Below are 26,054 nucleotides of genomic sequence, written 5' to 3'. Positions count from 1 at the left end.
ACCACCCTGCTCCCTCAAGCGGACTTGAGGTCAAGCCGCCGTCGCCGGATCCGTCACATCCGGCCGTCCGGGGAAACCCGCGCGCGACCACCCCCGGAAGTGCGGTATTGTTCTCGTGCTGGTCCGGCCAGGGGAAACCCCAGGTCAGCGGCCATCGGGACGTGGCGCAGCTTGGTAGCGCACTTGACTGGGGGTCAAGGGGTCGCAGGTTCAAATCCTGTCGTCCCGACTCGGAAGAGTCGTAGATCGAGGGGCCGTTTCAGAGAGATCTGAAACGGCCCCTCGATCGTTTCCGGGACCGGGTCCGCCGGCGGGGCCGGCGCCGTGTCCCCCACACGGGAAAACGCGTGGACCCGGCGGGCTCGCTCGCGGGACACTGCGGTTCCTGGCCCGCACCCGGCGAGGTGACGGCGTCTCGCCCCACGAGGACGCAGGGTTGTGATGGGAACGGCTGAATCGTCCGAAGGTCCGACCGGCAGGGGTCCGGTACTCCTCGCACTCCGCTACTACGGCCGCGAACTGGTCCGGCTGCGCCGGCTGGCGGGGCCGGCGATGCTGCTCCCGGCGCTGGGCAACATCGGCATCAACTACCTCGCGCCGCTGGTCGTCGCCAAGCTCGTCGGCCGCATCGCCTCGGGCGCCGGAGCGGGGGTCGGCCCGGCGCTGCCCTACGTGCTCGGCTTCGCCGGCGTCCTGTTGCTCTCCGAGGGGCTGTGGCGCCTCGGGCTGCACTTCCTGAACCGCGTCGACGCCCTCGGGATCGAGCGCCTGTACGTGATCGGCATGGACGAGCTGTTCGCCAAGGACGCCGCGTTCTTCCACGACAACTTCGCCGGATCGCTGACCAAGCGGGTCCTGAGCTTCGCGTCCCGCTTCGAGGAGTTCGTCGACACGCTGACGTTCTCGGTCCTGGGCAGCCTCGTGCCGCTGCTGTTCGGCTCGGTGGTGCTGTGGCAGTACGAACCGCTGCTCGTGGTCGGGCTGTTGTCGCTCATCGTCGTGACGGCGGTGTGCGTGCTGCCCCTGATCCGGCGCCGCCAGGCACTGGTCGACCAGCGCGAGGAGGCGATCGCCCACGTGTCGGGCCACGTCGCCGACAGCCTGATGAACATGGACACGGTCCGGGCCTTCGCCGCCGAGGAACGCGAGGCCGCCGAGCACCGCTCGCGCGTGGCGCGTTCGCGCCGGCTCATGCTGCGGTCGTGGGACTACGGCAACCTGCGCATCGACACGCTCGTCGCGCCGATGTCCGTACTGACCAACGCGCTCGGCCTGCTGCTCGCCGTCGCGCTGGGCGGCGGGACGCACGGCGTGGAGGCGGTGGTCGTCGCCTTCACCTACTTCGCCAACGCCACCCGGATCATGTTCGAGTTCAACCAGATCTACCGCCGCCTGGAGAGCTCGATGACGGAGGCCGCGCAGTTCACCGCACTGCTGCTGACCCCGCCCGCCGTGGTCGACCCGGCCGCGCCGGAGCCGCTGCGCTCCCGGTCCGGCGACGTCCGGTTCGAGGGGGTGACCTTCGCCCACGGGGGCGGGGAGCCGCTCTTCGAACACCTCGACCTGGACGTGCCCGGCGGGACGAAGCTCGGCCTCGTCGGCCGGTCCGGCGGAGGCAAGACCACCCTGACCCGGCTGCTGCTGCGGATGACCGACATCGACGCCGGCCGGATCACGATCGGGGGCCAGGACATCAGCCGGCTGCGCCAGGCCGACCTGCGCGGCCTGATCGCCTACGTACCGCAGGACCCGGCGATGTTCCACCGCACGCTGCGCGACAACATCGCCTTCGCCCGGCCCGGCGCCACCGACGCCGAAGTCCGGCGCGCGGCCGAGGCGGCGCACGTCACGGAGTTCGCCGACGCCCTCCCGGACGGCTTCGCCACCATGGTCGGCGAGCGCGGCATCAAACTGTCCGGCGGGCAGCGCCAGCGGGTCGCCCTCGCGCGGGCGATCCTGCGCGACGCGCCGATCCTGCTGCTCGACGAGGCGACCAGCGCCCTGGACTCCGAGAGCGAGCTCCTCGTCCAGGAGGCGCTGTGGCGGCTCATGGAGGGACGGACGGCACTCGTGGTGGCGCACCGGCTGAGCACCGTGGCCGGCATGGACCGGCTCGTGGTCCTGGACCGGGGACGGATCGTCGAACAGGGCACGCACCAGGAGCTGCTGGACGCGGAGGGCGCGTACGCGAAGCTGTGGCAGCACCAGTCGGGCGGTTTCCTCGACGAGGTTCCGGCCCGCTCGGACTCGCTCTGAATCAGCGTTCCTGGAGGTAGGCGGCGATCATGGCCAGGTCGTTGGCGATGGACAGCACGCCCGCGGGGTCGGTCGTCGGGGTGGAGGCGCCGTTGACGCCCGCGTAGAAGGTGTCGTAGCGGCCGTCGCCCTTGTCCAGGTATCCCGCGATCGTGATCGCCCCGACGGCCAGGCGGTCGTTGAGGGCGTCCGGGCCGACGGCCGCCCCGGTCTTCGCGAAGACCTTGCCGCGGGCCGGGCAGTCGCGGCAGTTGTCCGCCAGCAGCCCGTCGACGCCCAGGACGGGCAGGGCCTCCCGGAACCGTTCGGCCTCCGGCGTGCGCTGCCAGTACGTCAGCATCTGCACCAGCGCCCGCGGAGTGGCGCGGTCCGCGGGGTTGCCGCCCCGGCCGTCCAGCAGCTCCGCCTGCTCGCGGTCGACCCCCGCCCGGTCCAGGAAGCCGGCCAGCACCGGGAAGCCGTTCATGCACTGCCGGCTTCCGGTGGTGACGGCCAGCAGGCACATGCCGAGGTTGGCGCCCAGGTTGTGGCTGACCTTGAGGATGAGCGTGGCGTACTGGACGAACGGCGGGGAGGTGTACGCGGCCACGCGCGGCCGCCCCCGGTAGTCCCGCGGCAGCCGGCCGACCGGGTCGGGGCCCGTCGGGGGCGCGGTGACGCTCACCCCCGCCCGCGCCAGTGCCTCGATCAGGGCGGTGCGGCCGAAGGCCGCCGGATCGGTCACCGGGGCCGTGCGCAGCAGCGGCTGCGCGTCCGCCGCGATCGTGCCGGAGAGCCGGATCCGGGTGCCGCCGCCGGTGGTCGTCACCGTCACGGCGGCCGGGCGGCCCGCCGCCACGGTCGTGACCGTCGAGGTGACCTCGTAGGGGGCGACCTTGGGCCGCCAGTCCAGGCGGGCGGCGGCGCCGGGACGGTCCCCGGGCGTGGTGAGCAGGTCGATCAGGTTGTCGTTGATGATCAGCGGGGTCGGGGTGGGATCGAGGACCGGCTCCGGGAGGAAGAGGCGGTCGTCGACGATCACGTCGCCGTCGACGCGGGTGATTCCGGCGCCGCGCACCTGGCGGGCGATCAGGTCGATGCCGGCGAGGGGGTTCTCCGGGGTGAGCGAGGCGCCCGGGAAGTCGTTGGCGTAGGTGTGGTCGAGGTCGGTGTAGGCGACCGTACCGTCGGGGGCGGTCCGGCCGCCCATCGTGAGGTCGCCCTGCGCGACCAGGTCCAGGTCGCCGGTCAGCGTGCCGCCGCGGCGCTCGCCGACCGCGTAGAGCGGGGTCACGAAGCGGTGGTCGGCGCCCAGCGTCCGCCAGGTTCCGGAGACCCCGAACAGCTTGGCCGTCGACCCGGGGATGAAGAACGTCTCCGGCGACATGCTGTGCACCACCCGGCCGCCGGCGGGGTCGGTCTCCAGGAGGCCCCACTGGGCGTGGCGGTACTCCGGCTTGTGCATGATCGCCGTGATCCGGGGGTCCAGCCCGCCGCCCGAGTCGTCGTCGGACGGCGCGGACGGCGCGGACGGCGCGGAGGCCGCGGTGCCCGATCCGGCGGCCGGGCCCGCGGCCAGGGCCACGAACAGCAGGGCCGCGCAACCGGCGGCGACGCGGCGCCTGAGGGATCCGGCCTTCGCTCCTCGCACCACAGCGCGCCCCCGTTCCTCGCGACGGTCGCCTGCCCCGGGTCTGTGACCAGCGTGGCACGTCCCCGCACGGGCCGCACATCACCCGTACGCTGGCGCGTCCGAGGGGACCGGGCCATGCCCGCGGACCCCCGCGGCGCGGCGCGCGGGCGCGGCGGCGCGGGGGTGCGGGGGTGGGATCAGCCCTTGCCGAGGAGGGTGTTCATGCGGGTGATCTCGGCGCTCTGGGAGCTGATGATGGCGGCGGCCATGTCCTTCGCCGGCCCGTACGCACCCGCGGACTGCTCGGTGCGGGCCATGGCCACGGCGCCTTCGTGGTGCTTGACCATCATCCGGAGGAAGGCCCCGTCGAATTCCTTGCCGGAGGCCTTGGTGAGTTCGTCCATCTCGCCGCCCGTCATCATCCCGGACATGGCGTGCCCGCCGTGACCGGCGTCGGCGGCGGGGACCTGCTGCCCCCAGGCCGTCAGCCAGCCCGACAGCGTCTTGATCTCCGGGTCCTGCGCCTTCCTGATCTCCTCGGCGAGGGCCTTGACCTCGGGTGATCCGGCGCGGGTCGCGGCCAGGCCGGCCATCTCGACCGCCTGCCGGTGGTGGGGGACCATCCCCTGGGCGAAGGCTGTGTCGGCGGCGTTGTTCCCGCCCTGGCCGGGCGAGGCGGAGGACGGCGCGGAGGGCGTGGCGGACGCCGGGGAGCCGGCGGCGTGGCCGTCGTGCGTGGGGGCGCCCGCGGAGGAGTCCTTCGCGGAGTCGGTGCCGCAGGCGGCGAGGACGAGGGCGGCGGTCGCCGCCGCGGCCACGGCGGCGGTGCGGCGGACGAGGGAACGCTGGATGGTCATGGTGATGCTGCTCCTGTGCTGGGGTCTGAGGAATGGCTCGGCGGCACGGGTGCCGGAGCCGTCTCATATGCGCAGGAGCTGCAGTTCGCTGAGGGAGGGAGGGGCGCGCCCCTCGACCGCGGACCCGGGCGCGGTCACGTGCGCGGCCGCCGCCCAGGCCGGGAGGGTCCCGGGGGCGGGCGCCGGGGCGGGCAGGACCGGGGCTCCGGCGGTACCGGGCGCCGCGCAGGTCGGGTCGGCGTGCAGGCCGTGCCTGTCGGCGCCGCCCTCGTCGGGGCAGGCGCAGGGACCGGCCGGGACGTGGTCCTCGGCCGCCCGGTGGGCGGCCGGTGCAGCGGCGGGCGTGGTGTGCCCGGAGGCCGGCGTCGGCGGCCCGGGGCCCAGGCCGTGCATGGCGAAGATCCCGGTGAGCAGGGCGAACAGCAGGCACAGGCGCGCGGGCAGCCCGTGCCGCCCGTCCCGTCGCCCCGCCCGCGTGCTCATGCCCGCATCGTAGGGGACCGGGCGGGATACTCCAAAGGGGTGGGGGGTATGTGGGCCCGGGTCGCGTCGGGTGTCAGGCCGGCGTGGCGCGGACGAGGACCAGGGAGCCCTCGTAGGCGGGGAGGCGGCGCAGGTGGCCGTGCCGCTCGTCCCAGGTCCCGGAGTCCAGGTCGCGGCGCAGGGATTCGGTGAACCGCCGGCGCACCCCGTCGTCGACGAAGCTCCACGCCGAACAGGCCTGGCGGGCGGCCGGGTCGAGGAGCATTTCGGGGCGGCCGTAGTACGCCTCGTTGAAGCCGTCGGTGCAGTCCAGCGGAATCGGAACGGATTCCACGGTTCCGGTGCCGCCGAGGGCGCCGGCCATGTCCTCGATCGGCGGGTGGCGGCGCGCCTCGGTGTCCAGTACCTCGGGCGCGTAGGAGTGCAGCCAGAAATCGCGCACCAGCTTCGGATCGCAGGTCAGGATGACCACCGGGCCGCGCGCCACGCGCCGCATCTCGCGCAGGCCGGCCCGCACGTCGGTCCACTGGTGCACGCTGAAGAGGGTCATCGCGCCTTCGAACTCCCCGTCCGCGAACGGCAGGTCCTCCGCCACCGCGTCGACCGCCCGGGACAGTCCGGCCGGGCGCTGGGCGCGCATCGCGCGGGAGGGCTCGACGGCGGTGACCGCGCGGGCGGCCCCCTCGTACGATCCGGCGCCGGCGCCGACATTGATCACCGTACGGGCGCCCCCCAGGGCATCGGCGATGCGCCGCGCGATCCGGGGGTCCGGGCGCCGGTGGGCCGGGTAACCGCTGCCGATGCGGCCGTAGTCGACGTCTCCGGCGCTGCCGTCCGCCCGGCGCTGGTTCATGGGGTCCACCTCGCTCGGTGCAGGAGTCGGAGGAGCGGCGCGTCGCCGGTCCGCCCTGCCTGTCCACATCGTGCATCTGCGATGTCAAATTCGGCAATGGCCTGGCAACTGCTTGGCTGAATAGTCGAATGAGGTCGTATTTGGTTGGGCGATGTTCCGGCTCAGGGTGATGTGGCGTGGCCCTTCGGCTCCTTCGGCTGCCTGGGCTCCTTCGGCTGCTTCGGCCCCTTCGGTCCGATCGGGCGCCCCTCGTGGAGTTCGAGCGGGCCCGCGCCCCGGGCCTTGGCCTTCAGGCAGGCCTTGATCTGACGGCGCAGCAGCGGCTTGACCAGGCCGCGCAGTTCGTCGCGGCGCGCCGTGCGCCACCGCAGCAGCTCGGACGGCTGCAGGCGGATCCGGGCGAGGGTGTCCGGGTCGAGGACCCCGCCGTCGTAGAGGAAGCGGATCCGCGCCGGGAAGCCGGGCCGGTGGGACCAGTTGACGGCGAGGAGGCGGCCCGGACCCAGTTCCAGGCCGATCTCCTCGCGGACCTCGCGCGCGGCCGCGGCCCGGGGGGTCTCGCCGAGGTCGCTGTCCACACCGCCCCCGGGCAGCAGCCAGCGGCCCGGTTCGCCGTAGCCCGGCTGCACGAGCAGGACCGCTCCGGCCCGATCGGTGAACAGCACGTTGGCGGCGGTGACGGCCTTGGGCCGGGCCGCGCGGTGGTCGGCCTCGTCGTAGCCGCCCGCGTGTTCCAGGGCGGCGCGGGCGGCCGGGTCGAGGCCGGCGGGGGAACCGGGCTGGGGGACGCCGCCGACCAGGTGGGCCAGGGAACCCGAGCGCAGCGCGGCCACGGCGGCGCGCAGCCGGGGGGCGATCCGGTCGGGGAGCCGCTCGGCGGCCTCCTCCGGGGTGAGCCAGTGGGCCTCCGTGATCTCCCCGTCGGCGAAGGAGATCCCCGCGATCCGGGCCGGGTCGAGCGGTCCGACCAGGTGGACGTGGACCACGAGCGAACGGCCCAGCGAGCCGGGCGGGCAGGAGTCCACCGCGAGCAGCCGGCCGACCGGGACGGACAGGTCCAGCTCCTCCTTCAGTTCGCGGGCGAGCCCCTCCTCCGGGGTCTCGGTGTCCTCCACCGTGCCGCCGGGCAGTTCCAGGCCGTCCTTGTAGGACGTGGTGAGGACCAGGACCCGGCCGTGGAGGTCCAGCACGATCCCGGTCGCGGCGACGAGGGGGCCCGCCAGGCCGGCGTAGTACGCGCGCACCGACGCGGAGGAAGCGGAGGAAGGGGACGGGGCGGGGTTCGAGGACGGGGACGGCGCGGCGGGGTTCGAGGACGGGCGGTCGGGCACGGCGGCGGCTCCTGGAGGCGGCGGCGGGCCGGGTACGGGCAGCACCCGGCCGTCAGGCATCAGTACCACGGCCGCCGGGCCGGCCGGGCGGCTCAGCCCCCGGTCAGGCCCGTGCCAGCAGCATGCCGCCCATCGTCACCATGGTGGCGGCCACCAGGCCGTCCAGCACCCGCCAGGCCCCCGGCCGGGCGAGCAGACCGCTCAGCAGCCGGGCGCCGTAGCCGAGCGCGCCGAACCAGATCAGGCTGGCGAGGGCTGCCCCGATGCCGAAGGCCCAGCGCAGGTCGCCCCGGTCCGCGGCCAGCGACCCGACCAGCAGGACGGTGTCCAGGTACACGTGCGGGTTGAGCCAGGTCATCGCCAGGCAGGTCAGCACCGCCGTACGGGCGGAGCCGGCGGCGGCGCCCCCGGCGCTGAGGGCCGCGCCCGCGGCGGGGCGCAGCACCCGGCGCGCCGCGAGGATCCCGTAGCAGACGAGGAAGGTGCCCCCGGCGATCGCGACGGCGGTCAGGGCGGCCGGCCAGGCGGTGACGAACGCGCCGACCCCGGCCACGCCGAGGGTGATGAGCAGCGCGTCGGAGAGGGCGCAGATGGCGACCACGGCGAGCACGGCGTGCCGACGCGCCCCCTGGCGCAGGACGAACGCGTTCTGGGCGCCGATGGCGACGATGAGGGAGAGGCCGGTGCCGAAACCGGCCAGGGCCGCTGTGGTGATGCCGTTGTTCATGGAACCGACCGTAGACACGGCGTGGGGCCGCGTACAGCTAAAGATTTTTACGTACCATTAGCGCCCGTGATGGACGAGCTCCCCCTCGAACAGGTGCGGACCCTGCTCGCGGTCGTCGACGAGGGCACCTTCGACGCCGCGGCCTCCGCCCTGCACGTGACCCCCTCCGCCGTCAGCCAGCGGGTGAAGTCCCTGGAGCAGCGCACCGGGCGGGTGCTGCTGATGCGGACCAAGCCGGTGCGGCCGACCGAGTCGGGGGAGGTGGTGATCCGCTTCGCGCGGCAGCTGGCCCGCCTGGAGCGCGACGCGCGGGCCGAGCTGGGGATGGGGGCCGCCGACGGACTCGGCCCGGTGCGGCTGCCGATGGCGGTGAACGCGGACTCGCTCGCCACCTGGTTCCTGCCCGCGCTCACCCGGGTGCCGCAGGACCCGCCGGTCTGCTTCGAGCTGTACCGCGAGGACGAGGGCCATACGACGGCGCTGCTGCGCGAGGGCCAGGTGATGGCGGCCGTCACCTCCTCCCCGGACCCGGTCGCGGGCTGCACGGTGCGGGCGCTGGGTCTCGCGCGCTACCTGGCGGTGGCCAGCCCCGGCTTCGTCGCCCGGTACCTGACGGGAGCGCCGGCCCGGGACCTGTGCGAGGCCCCGCTGATCGTGTTCGACCGGCGGGACGAACTCCAGGACGCCTTCGTGCGGGGGCTGACCGCCGGCGCCGCGGGCGCCTCCCGGGCCCGGCACCACGTGCCGACCTCGGAGGGCTTCCGGGACGCGGTGGCCGCCGGGCTCGGGTGGGGGCTGGTGCCGCAGACGCAGGCGGATCCCCTGATCCGCTCCGGGCGGCTGCTGGAGCTGGCCCCCGAGCGCCCGCTGGACGTACCGCTGTACTGGCAGCAGTGGAAGCTGGACTCGCCCGCCCTGGCCCTCGTCGCCCGGGTGGTCGCCGAGAGCGCGCAGGAGGCCCTGAGGCCGGTGTGAGCGGGCGGACCGGTTCCGCGGTGGCAGACTGGCCGCTGATCCGCCGAAGGGGAGTACGTCCTTGTCCATGTTCAGCAACCTGCGCCGGGCCGTTCGACGCGGCTACCGGCGGGCCGTCGACCTCAGCCACCCCGCCCGCTCCCCGCTCGGCAGCGCCGTCGTCAACTGCCTCGTCTACCGCCACGGCATCCGCCAGGAGGACTGCGCCGAGGTGGAGGAGGCGCTGCGGCGGGTCCGCAAGACGGGCGACGGTTTCGTCTGGATCGGCCTGCACGAGCCGTCCCAGTCGGAACTCGCCGGACTCGCGGAGCTGTTCGGGCTGCACCCGCTCGCCGTCGAGGACGCCGTCAACGCCCACCAGCGCCCCAAGGTGGAGCGCTACGACGACACCCTGTTCGCCGTCTTCAAGACCGTGCGCTACGTCGAGCACGAGGAACTGACGGCGACCAGCGAGGTCGTCGAGACCGGCGAGCTGATGGCCTTCGTCGGCGGGGACTTCGTGATCACCATCCGGCACGGCGGCCGCGGCTCCCTCGGCCCCGTCCGGGAGGTCCTGGAGGCGCAGCCGGAGCAGCTGGCCAAGGGCCCGGCGGCGGTCCTGCACGCCATGGCGGACCACGTCGTCGACGACTACGTGGCCGTCACCGACGCCGTGCAGAGCGACATGGACGCCGTCGAGACGGCCGTGTTCAGCGAGTACGGCGGGCGCGGCGACGCGGGCCGGATCTACCAGCTCAAGCGCGAACTCCTCGAACTGCGACGGGCGGTGGCGCCGCTGGGCCGACCGCTCCAGCACCTCGCCACGGAGCCGATACCGGTCATCCCGGACGAGGCCCGCGCCTACTTCCGCGACGTCTGCGACCACCTGCTCCGCGCCACCGAGCAGATCAACGCCTACGACGGCCTCCTCGACTCCGTCCTCCAGGCGCACCTCGCGCAGGTGACGGTCGCCCAGAACGAGGACATGCGCAAGATCACCGCCTGGGCGGCGATCGTCGCCGTCCCGACCATGGTCTGCGGGGTCTACGGCATGAACTTCGACAACATGCCCGAACTGCACTGGACGTACGGCTACCCGGTCGTGGTCGCCGTGATGGCGGCCGCCTGCTTCGTCATCCACCGCGGGTTCCGGCGCAACGGCTGGCTCTGACCGGGGCCAGCCGGCGCTCCGCCCGTGAGTCCCGGGGCCGGTGTCACCGGCATGTCCTAGCCTCGGGGGCGAACGGCTCCCCCCACCGCGCGGAAGGCGGGCACGATGGCCTCGCTGCCACAGAAGATCACCACGTTCCTGATGTTCGAGGGCAGGGCGGAAGAGGCGATGACCCTCTACGCCTCGCTGTTCGAGGACTCCGGGATCCTCGACGTCACCCGCTACGGGGCCGAGGGGCCCGGCGAGGAGGGCACGGTGGTGAAGGCCACCTTCTCGCTCGCCGGCCAGCGCCTCATGTGCATCGACAGCCACGTCAAGCACGCCTTCGGCTTCACCCCTGCCGTGTCGCTCTTCGTGGAGTGCGAGAGCGTCGCCGAGATCGACCGCCTCTACGGGGCCCTCGCCGAAGGGGGCGAGGAGCTGATGCCCCTGGACTCGTACGGCTTCAGCCCCCGGTTCGGCTGGCTCAACGACCGCTTCGGCGTCTCCTGGCAGCTGAACCTGCCGGCGGATCCGGCGGACCCGGCCGCCGCCCCGGGCGCCTGATCAGGGGCGCCTGATCAGGGGCGCCGGGCCCGGGCCAGGAAGCGGTCCGGGGCGTCCTCGTACTCCGCGAGGCGCCAGCCCGTCGCCTCCAGGGCCGGGCGGAGGTTGGGCTCGGCCAGGGGGTCGTCGGGGCTGACCGGGCGGCCGTGGCGGGCGGCGCGTTCGGCCCGGCCCGAGGGGTGGAACAGCAGCAGCTCCCCGCCGGGCGCGGACACCCGGGCCCACTCGGCGAGTACGGGGCGCGGCTTCGGCAGGTGGTCCAGCAGGCCGGCGGCGAAGATGCCGTGCACCGTGCCGGCGGCCAGCGGAAGCCGCGCGCAGTCGGCGACCAGCAGCAGTTGCCCCGGGCCGGTCCGGCCCTCGCGGGCGGCCGCCGTGAGCATGGCGGGCGTGAGGTCGACGCCGAGCACCGTGCCCGAGGCGCCGACCAGCCCGCGCAGCGCGGGCAGCGCACGGCCGCTGCCGCAGCCGAGGTCGAGCGCGGTCCCGCCCGCCGCCAGGCCCATCCGGGACACGGCCGCCTCGTAGGCCGGGGTCTGGTAGGCGAAGCGCTCCTCCCAGGCGTCGGCGCGCGGGGTGAAGAAGGCCCGGGTGGCGGTGTGCTCGGCCCGCCCGGCCGCCAGCGCCGCGAACCGCCCGAGCAGACCCCCGGCCCCGTCGCCCTCCGGCGGGGCCGCGAGCCCCCACGCGCAGCCGCCGACCCGGAACGCCGGGGGCGGCGCCGGTCGGCCGTCACCCCCGTCCGGGCCCTCTTCCCCGCCTCCTTCCGGGCCTCCTTCCGGGCCTCTGTCCGGGCCTCCGTCGCCGCCGAGCAGTGGATCGGCGGCTTCCGGAGTGCGGGGAGCGGGCCGCCGTGATCCGCCGGCCGCGCGGGCCAGCAGGTCCGCCCCGCCGCCGAGGGCCAGGACCGGCACCTCCGCGGCCAGCGCCTCCCGCAGCAGGGGGAGTGCCTCCGGGGTGTCCCCGGTCAGCACCAGGCCCTCGATGTCCTTGAGCCCGGCCGGGAGCGGATCCCCCGACCACGGGTCACAGCGCCGGATCTCCGGCCCGGACGGCGCGCCGGTGTCCAGGGCGGGGGCGAGCGGGTCGGGGGCGGGGGCGGGTGCGTGGCGGATCACGACGAGGGCCATCGGCGCCTCCTGCTGTCGGTGCGGGCGGGCCGGGGGCCCGGGCGGTGGGGTGTACGTAAGAGCTTCTGCGGCCGATAGGGGTCGCATGTGCGCAAGGATGCCCCCTGCCGGCCCGCATGTGCCAGAGTCCCGCGCGCCGCCCCGCGCGCCGTGGCCCGCGCCGGGCCGGCGGCCGGCCGTCAGCGGGGGAGGGGGAGGAGCACCAGCGGGGGGCTGGTCGGGGCGGGGGAGCCGCCCGCGGGTTCCAGGGTCAGGCCGACCGCCGTCGCGCGGCCCAGGGGAGCCGTCAGGACGGTCGCGCCGTCGCCGCCCGTGAGCCCCGCCGGCCGCATCGTGCCCCCGTCGGCCAGCCAGAGCTGGTAGGTCCGACCCTCCGGGGCCGCCGGAAGCCCGGAGCCGAGGAAGGCCGCCCGGTCCCGGGACGGGGACGCCACCACCGTCGCCGTGGCACCGGACGCCGACCGCCTGATCACCGTACGGGCGTCCGGCGCGGCCAGTACCGCCGTCAGGTCCTGGAGCGCCGCGGCCGACCGGTGGGCCCGCTGGTGCTCCCACACCGCCGTCCCGCCCAGCGCCAGCACCCCGGTCAGGCAGGCCGCGAGCGCCAGCGGCAGCGCACGTCGGCGCAGGGTGGCGATGCCCCGGCGGGCCGGCGACAGCTGCCGGACCCCGTCGATGCGCCCCAGGACCGCCGCCCGCATCCCCGGTGGGGCGGGCAGCGCCACGCCGGCGCCGAGCCGCGCGGCCGTCGCCGCGAACTCCCGCACGTCCTGCGCGCATTGGGGGCACCGCTCCAAGTGCCGCTCGAACGAGTCCCGTTCGGCCCGGTCCAGCGCGTTCAGGGCGTAGGCCCCGGAGAGCGCGTGCAGCTGCTCGGTGCCGGTTCTGGTGCGGCTCATGCCGTGACCCCCATGCAGTCGCGCAGCCGGATCAGCCCGTCGCGCAGCCGTGTCTTGACCGTGGGCAGCGGGGTGTGGAGGGTCTCGGCGACCTCCCGGTACGTCAGCCCCCCGTAGTAGGCCAGGCTGACGGCCTGGCGCTGGAGTTCGGTCAGCCCGCGCACGCAGCGGCGCACCTGTTCCCCCTCCAGCCGGATCTCCACCTGTTCGCTCACCTCGTCGTAGGGGCGGGCGTGTTCGCGCGCCGCCGTGTCCTGTTCGCGGGCGGTCGCGGCCTGCGCCGAGCGGACCCGGTCCACCGCGCGCCGGTGCGCGATGGTCAGCACCCAGGTCATGACGGTGCCCTTGTCGGGGCGGTAGCGCGGGGCCTGTCGCCAGACCTCGATCAGGACCTCCTGGGTGACCTCCTCGGACTGCGCCCGGTCCCGCAGGACCTTGACGACGATCCCGTGGACGGGGCCCGCGATCACGTCGTAGAGCGCGGCGAAGGCGTCCTGATCGCCGCGGGCGACGTGCTCCATGATTCCGGGGAGGTCGGGGGCGGACCGTTCCTGCGGTGCGCCGAAGGGGATCGGCCGCCTCACGCGCGCCCCCTCCGGCCGTGACCTGCGGGGCGGCGTCGCGTACGGGTCATGGCGGTCCTCCGGGACGGTGACGGCGTCGGTCATGGAGGACTTCGGAGCCGCCGCCCGAGCGGATTGGTCTCCTCCGGAGTTCATTCGCGGGGGGTGTCGGCCGCCGCAGATATCTGGTAGGAAAGTTTCCTAATGAAGCCGGGACAGGCTCAACCACCGTACGGAGGCCCTGTGTTCACTCCCCGCCGCAAGACCATGACGATCGGCGCCCTGATCGGCGCCGCGCTCCTCGCCACCCCCGTCGCCGCGCACGCCACCGCCGCACCGGCGGCGGCACCGGCCGCGGCCTCCCCCGCCGCGGCGGCGGCGACCGGTCTCGACGACCCGGCGAAGAAGGACATCGCCATGCAGATCGTCTCCAGCGCGGAGAACTCCTCGCTGGACTGGAAGGCGCAGTACAAGTACATCGAGGACATACGCGACGGGCGCGGCTACACCGCCGGCATCATCGGCTTCTGTTCCGGCACCGGCGACATGCTCGACCTCGTCGAGTACTACACGCAGGTCAAGCCCGGCAACGTGCTCGCCAAGTACCTGCCCGCCCTGCGCAAGGTCAACGGCGGCGAATCGCACGCCGGCCTCGACCCCAACTTCACCAAGGACTGGGCCAAGGCCGCCGCCGACGGCGAGTTCAAGAAGGCGCAGGACCACGAGCGCGACCGCGTCTACTTCAACCCCGCCGTCGGCCAGGGCAAGAGCGACGGCGTCGGCACCCTCGGCCAGTTCATGTACTACGACGCCATCGTCATGCACGGCGACGGCGGCGACTCCACCAGCTTCCGCAACATCCGCAAGCGGGCCCTGACCAAGGCCAAGCCCCCGGCCCAGGGCGGCAACGAGACCACCTGGCTCAACGCCTTCCTCGACGCCCGCGTCTGGGCGATGAAGCAGGAGGAGGCGCACAGCGACACCAGCCGCGTCGACACCGCGCAGCGGGTCTTCCTGAAGAAGGGCAACCTGAACCTCAACACCCCGCTCGACTGGAAGGTCTACGGGGACTCCTTCCACATCGGCTGACCACCGCCCACCCGTCCGCGCCGCGGCCCGGGACGAGACCCCTCTCCGTCCCGGGCCCCGGCGCGGCGGCGCAGCGCCCAGCCGGCCAGCACCGCCGCGCCCGCCAGCCCGTACGCCACCTCCACGGTCGCCCCGCCCAGCGGCACCCGGCCCACGTAGACGACCGCCCCGGCGACGGCCACCCCCAGCCACTCGGCCCGGCCGTCCAGCGCCACCAGGGCCACCGGCAGCAGCGCGTACCAGGAGTACCCCGGGGTCATCAGCAGGAAGGCCGTCCCCGTCACCAGCAGGGCCCCGCTCCACGGCCGTTCGGGATCCCCGCGCCACCAGACGTACGCCACCACCGCGAGCATCCCGGCCACCACCGCCGGGACCGCCCACGCGTCCGGCAGCACCAGCCGCAGCAGCGCGTACCGGCCGCCCGCACCCGGATCCCCGTACCCCTCCTCCTCGGCGTAGCCGCCCAGGTAGCCGAAGACCGACGAGCGCGACCACAGCACGTACGGCAGGTACGCCAGCCCCACCACCGCCGCGGCGGGCAGCAGCAGCACCGCCGCGTCCCGCCACCGCCGTACGCCGGCCAGCGCGCCCGGCAGCAGGACCGCGGGCAGCAGCTTCGCCGCCACGGCCAGGCCGAACAGGACTCCGCCCAGGGCCCGTCGGCGCACCACCACCCCCAGCGCGGCCACCGACAGCAGCACGGCGAGCCCGTCCACGTGCGCGTTGTTCACCGCCTCCACCGCCACCGCCGGGCACCACGCCCACCAGGCCGCCGTACGGGGGTCAGCGCCCCGGCGCCGCAGGATCAGCAGCAGCCCCACGGTCACCGCGAACGCCGTCAGGGCCCCGCCGGCCTGGAGCGCCTTGTGGCGCACGCCGGGCGGCGAGAGGAAGTGCACCAGGGCGAAGTACCCCTCCGCGACGGGCGGGTAGATGGTGTGCACCGCGGGCCGGTTGATCCGGGTGCAGACCCCCGGCTCGACGACGACCCGGGCGGGTCCGGCGCAGGCGGCGGGCGTGTGGGGGAAGAGCCAGGCGTCGCGCAGGGGCCGCAGCGCCGGATCCGCCGGGGCGCGGTCGTAAGGGGAGGTTCCGGCGGCCTGGACCCGGCCGTCCCAGGCGTAGCGGAAGGAATCGGTACTGGTCAGCGGCGGCCCGGCGAGCCCCGCCCCGGCCACCGCCAGCGCCCCGGCCAGCAGCAGGGGGACCACGCGGCGGGTCGGCACCCGGCGCAGCGACCACACGGCCGCCCCGAACAGGGCCCAGGCGGCGGCGTACCAGCCGAGGAGCCCGGCCGGGTCGGTGAAGTACGCGTCGTAGCGGACGGCGGCGACGAGCACGCCGGTCAGCGCGGTGAGCAGCAGCGCGGTCACGGCGACCGGGATGCGGGCGGCGGCGCGGGGGCGGGGGCCCGGACGGGGGCGGAGGCGGGGGTGGTCCATGGTCGCCAGCCTGGCAGCGCGGGCCGCCGCAAGACCCCTGACCGGGCCCGGCGTCCGCGTTTCGTAAGGTCCCGGACGGCCCGCGCAGGCCCCCGGGACGGTGTGATGGGGAGCATGACTTCCGACCCCCCACCGCCCTGTGACCCGTCGCTCACGGACGGCCCCGCCGACGACCCCGGGCCGGTGCCGCCGGCACGGGGGGCGGTCGGCCGGGCGAAGGCGGCCCTGGCGGCCGTACGCCCGCCCGGCTCCTCCGGCCGCCTGCACGACGCCCGTACCGCCACCGCCGTCGGCCGCCCACTCGCCGCCGCCTTCGCCGTCTGCTTCGTGACCGGGCTGATCAGCCACTACCTCCAGCACCCGCCGGCCTGGGCCGCCGACTCCCTCCCCACCCGGCCCGCCTGGGGCTACCGGCTCACCCAGGGCCTGCACGTCGCCTCCGGGACCGCCGCGGTCGTGCTGCTGCTCGTCAAGCTGTGGACCGTCTACCCCCGGCTCTTCGCGTGGCCGCCCGTGCGCGGCGTACGGCACGCCCTGGAGCGGCTGTCGGTGGCCGTCCTGGTCGCGACCGCCGTACTGGAGGTCGCCACCGGACTCCTCAACATCGTGCAGTGGTACCCCTGGCCGTTGGGCTTCGTCGAGACGCACTTCGCCCTCGGCTGGGTCGTGACCGGGTCCATCCTGCTGCACATCGCCCTCAAGGCCCCCGAGATCAGGGACCACTGGACCGCGCGTTCGCCCGGCACCCGCCTGCTGCCCGCCGCGGACGGGCCGGACCGGCGGTCGCTGCTCCTCGGGACGGCCGCCGCCGTCGGCGCGGTCACGGTGACCACCGTCGGCCAGTCCTTCACCCCGCTGGCGCTCCTCGACCTGCTCGGCCCCCGGCACCCCGGCCACGGGCCGCAGGGCCTGCCCGTCAACCGGACGGCCGCAGCGGCCGGGATCGGGCCCGACCGGCTGCGCGACTGGCGGCTGGAGGTGCGCGGCCCCCGCCCGTACACGCTGACGCTCCCCCAGCTGCGCTCCCTGCCCCGGGCGCGGGCCGACCTGCCGATCGCCTGCGTGGAGGGCTGGAGCGCCCAGGCGGCCTGGAGCGGGGTGCGGATCAGGGACCTGCTCGCCCGCGCGGGCGCACCGCCGGGCGCCGGGCTGCGCGTCACCTCCATGGAGTCCGGCGGCGCCTACCGCGTCATGGAGATGGGACGGGACCACGCCGAGGACCCGCTCACCCTGCTCGCGCTGGAACTCAACGGGCAGGTGCTCTCGCCCGACCACGGCTACCCGGCGCGGATCATCGCGCCGAACCGGCCCGGGGTGCTCCAGACCAAGTGGGTCACCCTGCTGGAGGTGCTGTGAAGGCCCTCCGTTGCGCACTGGGCGCGTTCGGCCTGCTCCTGATCGCGGTCGGGGGCTGGCTGGTGGCCGCCCTGCCCGACCCGCTGGACCTGCTCGTCTGGCTCGGCGGCTCGCTCGTCCTGCACGACGGGGTCGTCGCCCCGCTCGTACTGGCCGCCGGACTGCTCCTCGCCGCGGCCCCCGCGCGGGGACCCGTACGCGGGGGGCTGATCACCGGGGGCGCGCTGGTGCTCGTCACGCTGCCCGCGCTGCTGCGGCCGGGGGGCGCGGCCAACCCGACGGCCCTGCCGCTGCCGTACGGGAGGAACCTGCTGATCGTGCTGGGCGCGGTGGTGGTCGTCACCGCCGTCGCCGTGACCGTCTCGCGCCGCCGGGGCCGCGGCCGCCCGGAAACCGGAACCCGGACCGCCGGCGGGCCGGGCGGGGCCGGAAGCCGACAGGCGGAAAATCGGGGGCGGCGGTGGGGACCCGATGCCTAGGCTCGGACCATGCCGACCGAGCCGACGCAGCACACGCAGCAGCCGCAGCCGCAGCCGATCGAACCGGGCACCGAACTCCCGCGGATCAGCGCCTTCCTGACCGCCTTCGCGCGCCGTCAGGCGGCACGGACCGTCGAGTTCCCGGGCGGGTTCGCGGCCCTCGACGACGCCTTCGCCCGCACCTGGTCCGCCAACCAGATCGTCGTGGAGCGGGCCGTCGACCCCGGGGCGCTGCCCGCACGGGCCGAGGAGCTCCTGGGGCACCTGGGGCACCGGATGGTCTCCGTCTTCGACGACGTCACCGCGGCGGCCTGCGCGCCGTGGCTGACCCGGGCCGGGTACACGCACTCCTCCTACCTCGTCATGCTGCACACCGGGTCCGTCCCGGACGGCGCGCACGCCCGGGAGGTGGAACTCGACGCGCTGCGGGCCCCGCTGACCCGGCGTTGGCAGGGCTTCCTGCCGGAGGCCGGGGAGGAGACCGTCCGGGCCCTCGTCGAACAGCGCGGTGCCCGTCGTCGCGGCGCCGAGTTCGTACGGTTCATAGGCTCCCGCACCGGCGAGGGCGAGATCGCCTCCTGGGCCGACCTCTACGCCGACCCGCGAACGGGCACGGCCCAGGTCGAGGACCTGGTCACCGCCGAGGCCCACCTCGGCCGCGGGCACGCCGGAGCGGTCCTGGACACGGCCCTGCGCCGGGCCGCCGACGCGGGGTGCGGCATCCGCTTCCTGATCGCGGACACCCAGGACTGGCCGCGTACGTGGTACGCCAGGCGCGGCTTCACGTCCATCGGCCACACGCACGTCTTCGAACGGGTCTGAGCGGTCGGGCGGGTTCCGTAAGGTCCTCCTACGGGAGGACGGCGTCGGCCTCCGCCTCGACCGGCCAGGCGGGGTCGATGAAGCGGGACACCACCACCAGGTTGCCGTCCGGGGTGCGCCGCGCGCGGGCGCCGGTGCGGAAGCGGCCGTCGGCGGTGAAGGCGCGGGCGTTCTCTTCGGGCGCCCGGTAGTAGCCCCGCACGGTGTACGGGCCCCGGACGAGGAGTTCGCCAGGCTCCCCGTCGGGCACGTCCCGGCCGTCGGCGTCGACCAGGCGGATCTCGTCGTCCGGCGAGAGCGGGCGGCCCTGCGTGGTGAGCACGGTCTCGGCCGGATCGTCGGGCCGGGTCAGGACCAGCAGCCCCTCGGGCATGCCGAAGACCCGCTGCGGGCGAGCGCCCCATGCGGGGCCGATCCGTTCGACGGTCTCCCGCTCCAGAGGCGCGCCGCCGACCTGCACCAGGCGCAGACTGCTCGTGCCGGCCCGGACCGGGCCGGGCGCGTCGAGCCAGAGCCGGACGGTGGCGGGCGACAGCGACGTGACGGTGACCCGCTCCCGTTCGACGACCGGAAGGCACGTGGCGGGCCCCGGGTCCTCGACCAGGACGACCGTGCCGCCGACGGAGAGCGTCCCGACGACTCCGGGGCAGCCGAAGGCGAAGTCGGCCCCGGCGGGCAGAGCAGCCAGGTACACGTCGTCCGAGGTCAGCGACACCAGCTCGGCGACGGCCCGCGCCTGGTAGGCGTAGTCGTCGTGGGTGCGCGGAACGAGCACGGGCGTCGCGGAGCGGCCGCCGGAGAGGAACATGAGGGCCACCCGGTCCGCGCCCCGCGCGAGCGCCGGGCCGGGCGGGGCGTCGACGGAGCCCAGCGGGAAGTAGTGGCAGCCCGCCGGGTCGGTCGTGAAGCCGCCGCCGTACGGGGCGGGGGAGTCCGGCGTTCCGAGGGTGAACACCCGCCGCAGGAAGGGTTCTCGGGCCGCGATCTCCGCGGCCATCGCCGTGTGGTCGAAGCCCCGGTACGTCGAGGGGGCGACGTAGCCGACGGCCCCGGTGACCCGCACGAGCCGTGACACCTCGGGCGCGCGGTGCGAGACCGGACAGAACACGGGGACCACCCCGGCGCGCATCAGCGCGAAGGCCGTGACGACGAATTCGGGCACGTTCGGCAGCTGGACGACGACCCGTTGGCCGGGCCGCAGGCCGAGCAGCCGGATTCCGGCCGCCATGCGGTCCACGCGCCGGTTCAGGTGCGCGTACGTGAGGCGGGTGCCGCCGTGCACGAGCGCGGTGCGCGGTCCGTACCGCAGGGCCCAGTCGCGCAGCAGGTTGTCCAGCGTGTTGCCACGCCAGTGCCCGGCAGCCCAGTAGCGGTCGACGAACTCCTCGGGCCAGGGCGTGTGGCCGTCGGGCATGGTGGTCATGTGCTTCCCCCCGGTCGACGCCGGGCAGCGGTCCCGCCGTCTTGATCTCGTCGATCCAAGGCGCCGGCACCTCCCCGCGCAATGCGCTGTCCGGACCATGGCCGCCGGACACCATCGGCGGAAAGTCCAACGAGCGCCGCTGAGCAGGAGGAACGGTCCGGGCGCCGTCCCCGTACGGCGCGGCGCGACCGCCCGCGGACCCGGCCCGCGGGCGGCCGCGGGCGGCCGCGCCGGAGCCCGCCGCAGACACGGCACCCGATGGCACCGGACGGCACCCGACCGCACCGGTCGGCACCGGTCGGCACCGGGCGGCACCGGGCGGCGCCGGACCGTTCAGGGGCGTACGGTCCGCCCCGACCGGCGGTCCGAGGGCCGCGGGAGCGTCCTTCCAGGACGCCGCAGTTCCACGAACACGCGCCCCGCGACCGTCCAGTGGTCCGCGCGGACCCACCCCTGCGCCCCGGCGTGCGCGGTCAGCGCGGCGGCACCGACGCGGGCCCAGGTGAAGGGCGTGCCCTGCGCGCCGCGGCCGTCCGCGACCCGGACCTCGCAGCGCTCGTCCACCTCCACCTCCTCGCACTCCACGATCAGAGACCCCGAGGCGGCGAGGACCTCTGCCATCCGGCCCAGCAGGGCCGCCGGGTCGCCGCCGATGCCGATGTTCCCGTCGATCAGCAGGGCCGTGCCCCAACGCCCCTCGCCGGGAAGGGAGTCGAAGACCGAGCGGCGCAGGGCGCTGCCGCCCGCGCGGGCCGTACGGGCCACCGCCTCCGGGCTCACGTCGATGCCCAGCGCCCGGTGGCCCCGGGCGGCCAGCGCCGCCACCAGCCGCCCGGGGCCGCAGCCGATGTCGAGCACCGTCCCGCGGCAGCGCCCCAGCACGGTCCGGTCCGCCTCGTCGGGGGCCTCGCACCAGCGCTCCACCTCCAGCGGCAACAGCCAGCCGTCCCCGCGCCGCAGGAAAAGGGGACCCCGGCCGCTGCGCAGGGCGAGGGAGTACGGGTCGTCGGCCGTCCAGGCCGCGGCGGCGGTCACCCCCGCACCGCCGGCGCACCGCCGGGCAGGGCCGCCAGCCGGGCCGCGAACGCCCCCGCCGGAGCCGAGGCCGCCACCCGCCGGGCGTCCTCGGCCGTGTCCACGTCCCGCAGCAGCGGGAGCCGCCCGGTCCGCAGCCCGGCCGCCCGCAGCCGCGCGTACTGGACGGCTCCCGTCTCCGCCACCGACATCGGCACCCCGCGCAGCAGCCCGGGGTCGGGCTCGGCGAGGCCCAGTGCCCAGAAGCCGCCGTCCACGGCGGGCCCGAACCAGGCGTCGTACCCGTCCCAGTCGACGGTCAGCAGCGCGGGCGTGACCTGCGGGGTGTCCATGCCGATCAGCAGCGCGGGCCCGGAGCAGGCTCCGAAGGCCGCCGCGAGACGCTCGTCCAGGGTCCCTGCGGACTGCGGGAGCACCTCGAACCCGGGCGGCAGCCAGGGACCGGGCCGCCCGTCGAGTACGAGGACCCTGCGCGCGGCGGGGGTCGCGGCGACTGCGGCCAGGGTGTCGGCCAGCGAGGCCTCGGCCAGGGCGGCCGCCTCGGCCGGGGTGAACGGCGGGGTGAGCCGGGTCTTGACCCGGCCCGGCAGGGGTTCCTTCGCGATCACCAGCAGGGTCGTCTTCACCGGGTCCCCCCGACGGAGGCGCGGTCGCGGGCGCCGGGCGCGGCGGGTTCGGCCAGCACCCGGCTCATGTCGCGGACGGCCTGCCAGGTGCCCCGCCAGGTGCCGGTCACCTTCGACTTCCCGGCGCGCGGCAGGTACGGCACGTCCACCTCCCGTACCCGCCAGCCCGCGTCCGCGGCCCGCACCACCATCTGCAACGGGTAGCCCGAGCGGCGGTCCGACAGTTCCAGGCCCAGCAGGCCGGCCCGCCGGGCCGCGCGCAGCGGGCCCAGGTCGCGCAGGGGCAGCCCGGTCCGGCGGCGCAGCAGCCGGGCCAGCACCAGGTTCCCCACCCGGGCGTGCGCGGGCCAGTCGCGCAGGCCCCGCGGCCGGCGCCGGCCCAGCACCAGGTCCGCCTCGCCGGAGGCCACGGCGGCCACGAAGCCCGTCAGCAGCCCGGGGTCCAGGGAGGCGTCGCAGTCGCAGAAACACACGACCTCCGCCCGCGCGGCGAGCAGCCCCGCGTGGCAGGCGGCGCCGAACCCGCGCCGGGACTCGGTCACCACCGTGGCGCCCAGGGAGCGGGCGATCTCCGCCGAGCCGTCGGTGGACCCGTTGTCCACGACCAGGGCCCGCCAGCCGGGAGGGATGCGGGCGAGTACCCAGGGCAGGGCCTCGGCCTCGTTCAGACAGGGCAGGACGACATCAACACTCACGGTCACGGTCACGTCCTCACCGTAGGAACGCCGGGCCCCGAACGGGGTCCCGCGCTCCTTACGAAACGCGGACGTCACCCCCGGGGGTCCCGGGCCGGGGTCCGGTGGCGGGCGCCGGATGGGAGGCTGGGGGCATGAACAGCATGGAAGAGGCGTCCCCGCGCGAAACGGCGCCCGCGCGGATCCTCGTCGTCGACGACGACCCGACCGTCTCCGAGGTCGTCGCCGGTTACCTGCGGCGGGCCGGGTTCGCCGTGGAGGAGGCGGGCGACGGCCCCGGCGCCCTCGAAGCCGCCGGACGGGCCCGCCCGGACCTGGTCGTCCTCGACCTGATGCTGCCCGGGATCGACGGGCTGGAGGTGTGCCGGCGGCTGCGCGCGAGCGGACCCGTACCCGTGATCATGCTGACCGCGCGGGGCGACGAGGACGACCGGATCACCGGCCTGGAGGTCGGCGCGGACGACTACGTCACCAAGCCGTTCAGCCCGCGCGAGCTGGTCCTGCGGGTCACCTCCGTCCTGCGGCGCAGCCGGGCCGCGGCCGCCGCCGCCGTGCCCGCGCCGCTGACCGGTGCCGGGCTCTCGCTCGACCCCGCGACGCACCGGGCCACCCGCGGCGGAGCGGAACTCGCCCTCACCCTGCGGGAGTTCGACCTCCTCGCGCACTTCCTTCGGCATCCCGGACGGGCGCACGGGCGGGAGGAGCTGATGCGCGAGGTGTGGGGCTGGGACTTCGGGGACCTGTCGACGGTGACCGTGCACGTACGCAGACTGCGCGCCAAGATCGAGGAGGATCCGGGGAGCCCGAGGCTGATCCAGACGGTGTGGGGCGTCGGCTACCGCTTCGAGCCCGGCGGGGCGGTGGCGGCGTGAAGGACGTGCTGCTCATCGCGCTGTTCGCGCTCGGCGGGGCCGCGTGCGCGGGGGTGCTGGGGGCGGGGGTGCTGCGCCTCGTGCGACGCCGCTCGGTCGCCGTCTCCCTCGCGGTGATCGCCGGGGTGACGGTCACCGCCATGCTGGCCGGGACGCTGGCCGTGGCCGAGGCCATGTTCCTGTCCCCGCACGACCTCGGCGTGGTCACCCTGGTGGTGGCGATGGCGGCGGTGGTCTCGCTGGCCACCGCGCTGCTGCTGGGCCGGTGGGTGGTGGCCCGGAGCCGGGAACTCTCCCTGGCCGCGCGGGACTTCGGTGACGGCGGCCGGTTCGCCGCGCCGCCGGGGCAGACCACCGCCGAACTGGACGCGCTGTCCCGGGAGCTCGCGGCGACCAGCGACCGGCTGGCCGCCTCGCGGGAGCGGGAGCGGGCTCTGGAGGCCTCGCGGCGGGAGCTGGTCGCCTGGATCTCGCACGACCTGCGGACCCCGCTGGCCGGGCTGCGGGCGATGTCGGAGGCACTGGAGGACGGCATGGCCGCCGATCCCGGCCGCTACCACCGGCAGATCCGCACCGAGGTGGAGCGGCTCAACACGATGGTCGGGGACCTGTTCGAGCTGTCGCGCATCCACGCGGGGGCGCTGGCGCTGAGCCCGAGCCGGATGTCGCTGTACGACCTCGTCGCGGAGGCGTTGTCCGGGGTCGACCCGCTGGCGCGGGAGCACGGGGTCCGGCTGGTGGGGGAGCAGGTGGAGCGGGTCCCGGTGGAGGTCGACGCCAAGGAGATGTCCCGGGTCCTGGCGAACCTGCTGGTCAACGCGATCCGGCACACGCCGGCCGACGGTACGGTCGCCATCGCGGCCGATACCGGGGCGGACGGCGGGGTCGTGGTGCTGTCGGTGACCGACGGCTGCGGGGGGATCCCGGCGGAGGACCTGCCGAGGGTGTTCGACACGGGCTGGCGGGGGGCGGCGGCGCGCACGCCGGTGCCCGCGGCGGACACGGGCGCGGGGGCCTCGGCGGCCGGGCGCCCGGCGGGGGCCGGGGCCGGGCTGGGGCTGGCGATCGTACGGGGCATCGTGGAGGCCCACGCCGGCCGCACCGCCGTCCACAACGTCCCCGGCGGCTGCCGCTTCGAGGTGACGCTGCCGGTGGGCTCCGCGGCGTCCTGACCCCGCCGCCCCGCCACCCCGCTGCCCCACCGACGGGGCGACGGGGCAGCGGCGTGGCGTCGGGCCTAGAGCGCCAGGAGGGCGCCACCGGGGGTGTTGGTGATGATCTGGTGCCGGTTCGCCTGGTCCACCCAGTCCTCCACCCGGCGCAGGTACGCGGCGACCTGCGCCCAATCCCGGTTGCCGGGGTCCTGCTCCTCTGCCTGCTCTATCCAGTCCCATACCTGTTCGCCGCCGTGGATCCGGGCCACGCAGTGCAGGTATTCGGATATGTACTTCTGGGGATAGTCCGTTTCGGACCACGCGTAACCCTGTGACGCGGAGGCGGTGACCGTCGTTTCGACACCGAACCTGAGGGTGTCGATGGGAAGGTAGAGATCGGAGAGCAACGTGTAGACGCGCCGCATGTCGTCCACCGCGTTCTTGAGGGGATCGTCGTAGCCCTTGTGGGCGCCGTTCGCGCCGGAGAGCAGGATGGTGAGGTTCTTCGACCGCTGGCCCGGTCCGCCGAAACACTCGTTGAGCAGGTGCCCCGCGATGAACGTCAGGTGCGGATACGCCGCCCGGGCGTCGTCGATGGCCGGGGGGAGCCGGGCGTTGGAATTGGAGCGCACGTTCTGCAGGCTGAGCGGCCCCAGGACCGCGTTCGCCCAGCTGCCACCGCCACGGTTGCCGAGCGTGGGCCCCCAGTCGGGCCGCACGAGGTATTCGGCGTGCCGCAGGTCCCCGACCCGCACACGCTGACGCCGCTGGGACTGGCGGCCCGCCGAGGTCGACGACGAACCGTGCCGGGCCCTCTGGACGGCCTGGCCGCTCCGCCCGGTGCCACCGGTTCCCGCGTGCCCCGTGCTCGCTCGTCGGAGGACGGAAGGGGCGGTCCCCGTTCCCGCGGCGAAGGCGGCTCCGTCGGCCCCCGCCATCAGTTCGGACGGCTGGCCGGGGTCGGTGACGGTCGTTCCGTCGCCCCCGCTGACGCCGCTCTCGCGCACACCGTTGAGGTTCTCGCTGAGGTGGCTGAGTTCATGGCCGATGAGCGCCTTGTCCCCGAGGGCCCCGGGGGGAGCGAAGATGTGCTCGCCGATCGTCATGGCCCGGGCGCCCATGGCCTCGACGGCCCGCTGCGACACGGGGTCGTCGTGGAAGCGGCCGGCGGACAGCCGGTCGTTCCGGAAGAACGGCCCCGCTTCCGCGAGCAGCGACGGGGGAAGGGCGCGGCCCGGGGTGGCCCTGGCGGCGTCGAGCAGGGCCCGCAGGCCGGCCGGTCCGGTATCCGTCGCGGCGCCGTGACCGCGGTCCTCGCCGCCCTCGTGCCGCTCCCCGTCGCCACGGCCGTCCGCGGACCGCTGTACCGAGGGGCCCGGTGACGGGGCGCCCTGCGACGGGTGCGAGCAACCGGGACCGTGCCGGTGCCGGTCCTGGGCCCACGCGTGTCCGGCCCGCCGCAGCATCTGGACGACGGCGGCGTTCCCGGGCCCGCCCTGGAGACCCACGAGTCCGTGGGCGGGCGGCGCCGCGGAAGGGGCGCGCGTGCGTCCGGGCGCGCGCCCGCCGTCGGCTTTCCGGTCTTCGTCCCGTATCGGGGCCACGCGCGCTCCTTCGGAAGGGAGTCCGGTCGATCCGGACCAACCTCGCACGGAGGCCGGCGGCCCACCAGGGACCCG

General features: G+C 75.3%; 25 protein-coding genes and 1 tRNA gene. 11 read left to right on the top strand and 15 right to left on the bottom strand.

Going from position 1 to position 26,054, the window contains the following annotated elements:
* Positions 1-155: 155 nt before the first annotated feature.
* Both OG295_RS04750 and OG295_RS04745 read left to right on the top strand, forming a co-directional pair.
* Positions 156-229: transfer RNA gene (locus tag OG295_RS04750), tRNA-Pro, on the top strand.
* A gap of 212 nt (positions 230-441) precedes the next feature.
* Positions 442-2,256, top strand: coding sequence for an ABC transporter ATP-binding protein (locus OG295_RS04745; RefSeq protein ID WP_371675699.1), 1,815 nt, complete (start codon positions 442-444; stop codon positions 2,254-2,256).
* A 1-nt stretch (position 2,257) separates the two neighbouring features.
* Here the strand turns inward: OG295_RS04745 and dacB are convergent, their stop codons facing one another.
* The 6 genes from dacB to OG295_RS04715 form a co-directional block, all read right to left on the bottom strand.
* Entirely contained in the window at positions 2,258-3,889 is a 1,632-nt protein-coding gene (gene dacB / locus OG295_RS04740) for a D-alanyl-D-alanine carboxypeptidase/D-alanyl-D-alanine-endopeptidase (RefSeq protein WP_371675698.1), read from the bottom strand.
* A gap of 176 nt (positions 3,890-4,065) precedes the next feature.
* Positions 4,066-4,725, bottom strand: a complete 660-nt coding sequence (locus OG295_RS04735; RefSeq protein ID WP_371675697.1) for a DUF305 domain-containing protein — start codon at positions 4,723-4,725, stop codon at positions 4,066-4,068.
* Between the two features lie 63 nt (positions 4,726-4,788).
* Positions 4,789-5,208: a DUF6153 family protein gene (locus tag OG295_RS04730; protein ID WP_371675696.1), complete on the bottom strand. Its 420-nt coding sequence runs from the start codon at positions 5,206-5,208 to the stop codon at positions 4,789-4,791.
* Positions 5,209-5,281: 73 nt separating this feature from the next.
* Positions 5,282-6,061: a class I SAM-dependent methyltransferase gene (locus OG295_RS04725; RefSeq protein ID WP_371675695.1), complete on the bottom strand. Its 780-nt coding sequence runs from the start codon at positions 6,059-6,061 to the stop codon at positions 5,282-5,284.
* Positions 6,062-6,222: 161 nt separating this feature from the next.
* On the bottom strand, positions 6,223-7,392 hold the full coding sequence (locus OG295_RS04720) for an NUDIX domain-containing protein (RefSeq protein ID WP_371675694.1): 1,170 nt from the start codon (positions 7,390-7,392) through the stop codon (positions 6,223-6,225).
* A 103-nt stretch (positions 7,393-7,495) separates the two neighbouring features.
* Complete coding sequence (locus OG295_RS04715; RefSeq protein ID WP_266843910.1) at positions 7,496-8,119, bottom strand: LysE/ArgO family amino acid transporter; 624 nt, start codon at positions 8,117-8,119, stop codon at positions 7,496-7,498.
* A gap of 69 nt (positions 8,120-8,188) precedes the next feature.
* On the opposite strand from OG295_RS04715, the gene OG295_RS04710 reads away from it, so the two are divergent.
* From OG295_RS04710 to OG295_RS04700, 3 genes are all read left to right on the top strand, one after another.
* Positions 8,189-9,094: a LysR family transcriptional regulator ArgP gene (locus OG295_RS04710; protein ID WP_266844168.1), complete on the top strand. Its 906-nt coding sequence runs from the start codon at positions 8,189-8,191 to the stop codon at positions 9,092-9,094.
* A gap of 67 nt (positions 9,095-9,161) precedes the next feature.
* On the top strand, positions 9,162-10,244 hold the full coding sequence (corA, locus tag OG295_RS04705; RefSeq protein ID WP_371681106.1) for a magnesium/cobalt transporter CorA: 1,083 nt from the start codon (positions 9,162-9,164) through the stop codon (positions 10,242-10,244).
* A gap of 105 nt (positions 10,245-10,349) precedes the next feature.
* Complete coding sequence (locus OG295_RS04700) at positions 10,350-10,790, top strand: VOC family protein (RefSeq protein ID WP_371675693.1); 441 nt, start codon at positions 10,350-10,352, stop codon at positions 10,788-10,790.
* A 14-nt stretch (positions 10,791-10,804) separates the two neighbouring features.
* Here the strand turns inward: OG295_RS04700 and OG295_RS04695 are convergent, their stop codons facing one another.
* The 3 genes from OG295_RS04695 to OG295_RS04685 form a co-directional block, all read right to left on the bottom strand.
* The gene (locus OG295_RS04695) at positions 10,805-11,920 is read right to left on the bottom strand and encodes a methyltransferase domain-containing protein (protein ID WP_371675692.1); all 1,116 of its coding nucleotides are present in this window, start codon (positions 11,918-11,920) and stop codon (positions 10,805-10,807) included.
* Between the two features lie 179 nt (positions 11,921-12,099).
* Positions 12,100-12,819 carry an anti-sigma factor domain-containing protein gene (locus OG295_RS04690; protein ID WP_371675691.1) on the bottom strand — a complete coding sequence of 240 codons (720 nt, stop codon included), beginning with the start codon at positions 12,817-12,819 and terminating at the stop codon, positions 12,100-12,102.
* Positions 12,816-13,403, bottom strand: a complete 588-nt coding sequence (locus tag OG295_RS04685) for a sigma-70 family RNA polymerase sigma factor (RefSeq protein ID WP_371675690.1) — start codon at positions 13,401-13,403, stop codon at positions 12,816-12,818. Before OG295_RS04685 ends, OG295_RS04690 begins: the two co-directional genes overlap by 4 nt.
* A 246-nt stretch (positions 13,404-13,649) precedes the next feature.
* Between OG295_RS04685 and OG295_RS04680 the strand changes: the two genes are divergently transcribed.
* The gene (locus OG295_RS04680; RefSeq protein ID WP_371681105.1) at positions 13,650-14,471 is read left to right on the top strand and encodes a chitosanase; all 822 of its coding nucleotides are present in this window, start codon (positions 13,650-13,652) and stop codon (positions 14,469-14,471) included.
* On the opposite strand, the gene OG295_RS04675 is transcribed toward OG295_RS04680, so the two are convergent.
* Positions 14,444-15,913: a glycosyltransferase 87 family protein gene (locus tag OG295_RS04675; protein ID WP_371675689.1), complete on the bottom strand. Its 1,470-nt coding sequence runs from the start codon at positions 15,911-15,913 to the stop codon at positions 14,444-14,446. The two genes, OG295_RS04680 and OG295_RS04675, sit on opposite strands and share 28 nt — an antisense overlap.
* Positions 15,914-16,027: 114 nt before the next feature.
* Here OG295_RS04675 and OG295_RS04670 point away from each other — a divergent pair, with 114 nt between their 5' ends.
* The 3 genes from OG295_RS04670 to OG295_RS04660 are packed head-to-tail and all read left to right on the top strand — an operon-like array spanning position 16,028 to position 18,570.
* Entirely contained in the window at positions 16,028-17,269 is a 1,242-nt protein-coding gene (locus OG295_RS04670; protein WP_371675688.1) for a molybdopterin-dependent oxidoreductase, read from the top strand.
* Complete coding sequence (locus OG295_RS04665) at positions 17,266-17,748, top strand: hypothetical protein (RefSeq protein ID WP_371675687.1); 483 nt, start codon at positions 17,266-17,268, stop codon at positions 17,746-17,748. The genes OG295_RS04670 and OG295_RS04665 overlap by 4 nt, the downstream gene beginning before the upstream one ends.
* A gap of 9 nt (positions 17,749-17,757) precedes the next feature.
* Positions 17,758-18,570 (top strand): GNAT family N-acetyltransferase, encoded by an 813-nt coding sequence (locus OG295_RS04660; protein WP_371675686.1) that lies wholly within the window; start codon positions 17,758-17,760, stop codon positions 18,568-18,570.
* A gap of 28 nt (positions 18,571-18,598) precedes the next feature.
* Here OG295_RS04660 and OG295_RS04655 read toward each other — a convergent pair whose 3' ends face one another.
* The 4 genes from OG295_RS04655 to OG295_RS04640 form a co-directional block, all read right to left on the bottom strand.
* Entirely contained in the window at positions 18,599-19,993 is a 1,395-nt protein-coding gene (locus OG295_RS04655; RefSeq protein ID WP_371675685.1) for a (2,3-dihydroxybenzoyl)adenylate synthase, read from the bottom strand.
* Between the two features lie 333 nt (positions 19,994-20,326).
* Positions 20,327-21,028: a class I SAM-dependent methyltransferase gene (locus OG295_RS04650; RefSeq protein ID WP_371675684.1), complete on the bottom strand. Its 702-nt coding sequence runs from the start codon at positions 21,026-21,028 to the stop codon at positions 20,327-20,329.
* Positions 21,025-21,654 (bottom strand): DUF2064 domain-containing protein, encoded by a 630-nt coding sequence (locus tag OG295_RS04645; protein ID WP_371675683.1) that lies wholly within the window; start codon positions 21,652-21,654, stop codon positions 21,025-21,027. The genes OG295_RS04650 and OG295_RS04645 overlap by 4 nt, the downstream gene beginning before the upstream one ends.
* On the bottom strand, positions 21,651-22,361 hold the full coding sequence (locus OG295_RS04640) for a glycosyltransferase family 2 protein (RefSeq protein WP_371675682.1): 711 nt from the start codon (positions 22,359-22,361) through the stop codon (positions 21,651-21,653). Before OG295_RS04640 ends, OG295_RS04645 begins: the two co-directional genes overlap by 4 nt.
* 122 nt (positions 22,362-22,483) lie before the next feature.
* Between OG295_RS04640 and OG295_RS04635 the strand changes: the two genes are divergently transcribed.
* Positions 22,484-23,221, top strand: coding sequence for a response regulator (locus tag OG295_RS04635; protein WP_371675681.1), 738 nt, complete (start codon positions 22,484-22,486; stop codon positions 23,219-23,221).
* Positions 23,218-24,393: a sensor histidine kinase gene (locus OG295_RS04630; RefSeq protein ID WP_371675680.1), complete on the top strand. Its 1,176-nt coding sequence runs from the start codon at positions 23,218-23,220 to the stop codon at positions 24,391-24,393. Before OG295_RS04635 ends, OG295_RS04630 begins: the two co-directional genes overlap by 4 nt.
* A 65-nt stretch (positions 24,394-24,458) precedes the next feature.
* On the opposite strand, the gene OG295_RS04625 is transcribed toward OG295_RS04630, so the two are convergent.
* Positions 24,459-25,979 carry a DUF4157 domain-containing protein gene (locus tag OG295_RS04625; protein ID WP_371675679.1) on the bottom strand — a complete coding sequence of 507 codons (1,521 nt, stop codon included), beginning with the start codon at positions 25,977-25,979 and terminating at the stop codon, positions 24,459-24,461.
* Positions 25,980-26,054: the final 75 nt, after the last annotated feature.

Origin of the sequence: Streptomyces sp. NBC_01276, assembly GCF_041435355.1 — a bacterium.
Taxonomy (GTDB): domain Bacteria; phylum Actinomycetota; class Actinomycetes; order Streptomycetales; family Streptomycetaceae; genus Streptomyces.
This window is presented reverse-complemented; position numbering and strand designations above follow the sequence as displayed.

Excerpts from the sequence above, each read along its gene's own strand:
- OG295_RS04745 (WP_371675699.1), top strand. The coding sequence starts at position 442 with ATGGGAACGGCTGAATCGTCCGAAGGTCCGACCGGCAGGGGTCCGGTA.
- OG295_RS04735 (WP_371675697.1), bottom strand. The coding sequence starts at position 4,725 with ATGACCATCCAGCGTTCCCTCGTCCGCCGCACCGCCGCCGTGGCCGCG.
- OG295_RS04730 (WP_371675696.1), bottom strand. The coding sequence starts at position 5,208 with ATGAGCACGCGGGCGGGGCGACGGGACGGGCGGCACGGGCTGCCCGCG.
- OG295_RS04725 (WP_371675695.1), bottom strand. The coding sequence starts at position 6,061 with ATGAACCAGCGCCGGGCGGACGGCAGCGCCGGAGACGTCGACTACGGC.
- OG295_RS04715 (WP_266843910.1), bottom strand. The coding sequence starts at position 8,119 with ATGAACAACGGCATCACCACAGCGGCCCTGGCCGGTTTCGGCACCGGC.
- OG295_RS04710 (WP_266844168.1), top strand. The coding sequence starts at position 8,189 with ATGGACGAGCTCCCCCTCGAACAGGTGCGGACCCTGCTCGCGGTCGTC.
- corA (WP_371681106.1), top strand. The coding sequence starts at position 9,162 with ATGTTCAGCAACCTGCGCCGGGCCGTTCGACGCGGCTACCGGCGGGCC.
- OG295_RS04700 (WP_371675693.1), top strand. The coding sequence starts at position 10,350 with ATGGCCTCGCTGCCACAGAAGATCACCACGTTCCTGATGTTCGAGGGC.
- OG295_RS04695 (WP_371675692.1), bottom strand. The coding sequence starts at position 11,920 with ATGGCCCTCGTCGTGATCCGCCACGCACCCGCCCCCGCCCCCGACCCG.
- OG295_RS04690 (WP_371675691.1), bottom strand. The coding sequence starts at position 12,819 with ATGAGCCGCACCAGAACCGGCACCGAGCAGCTGCACGCGCTCTCCGGG.
- OG295_RS04680 (WP_371681105.1), top strand. The coding sequence starts at position 13,650 with ATGACGATCGGCGCCCTGATCGGCGCCGCGCTCCTCGCCACCCCCGTC.
- OG295_RS04675 (WP_371675689.1), bottom strand. The coding sequence starts at position 15,913 with ATGGACCACCCCCGCCTCCGCCCCCGTCCGGGCCCCCGCCCCCGCGCC.
- OG295_RS04670 (WP_371675688.1), top strand. The coding sequence starts at position 16,028 with ATGACTTCCGACCCCCCACCGCCCTGTGACCCGTCGCTCACGGACGGC.
- OG295_RS04660 (WP_371675686.1), top strand. The coding sequence starts at position 17,758 with ATGCCGACCGAGCCGACGCAGCACACGCAGCAGCCGCAGCCGCAGCCG.
- OG295_RS04655 (WP_371675685.1), bottom strand. The coding sequence starts at position 19,993 with ATGACCACCATGCCCGACGGCCACACGCCCTGGCCCGAGGAGTTCGTC.
- OG295_RS04635 (WP_371675681.1), top strand. The coding sequence starts at position 22,484 with ATGAACAGCATGGAAGAGGCGTCCCCGCGCGAAACGGCGCCCGCGCGG.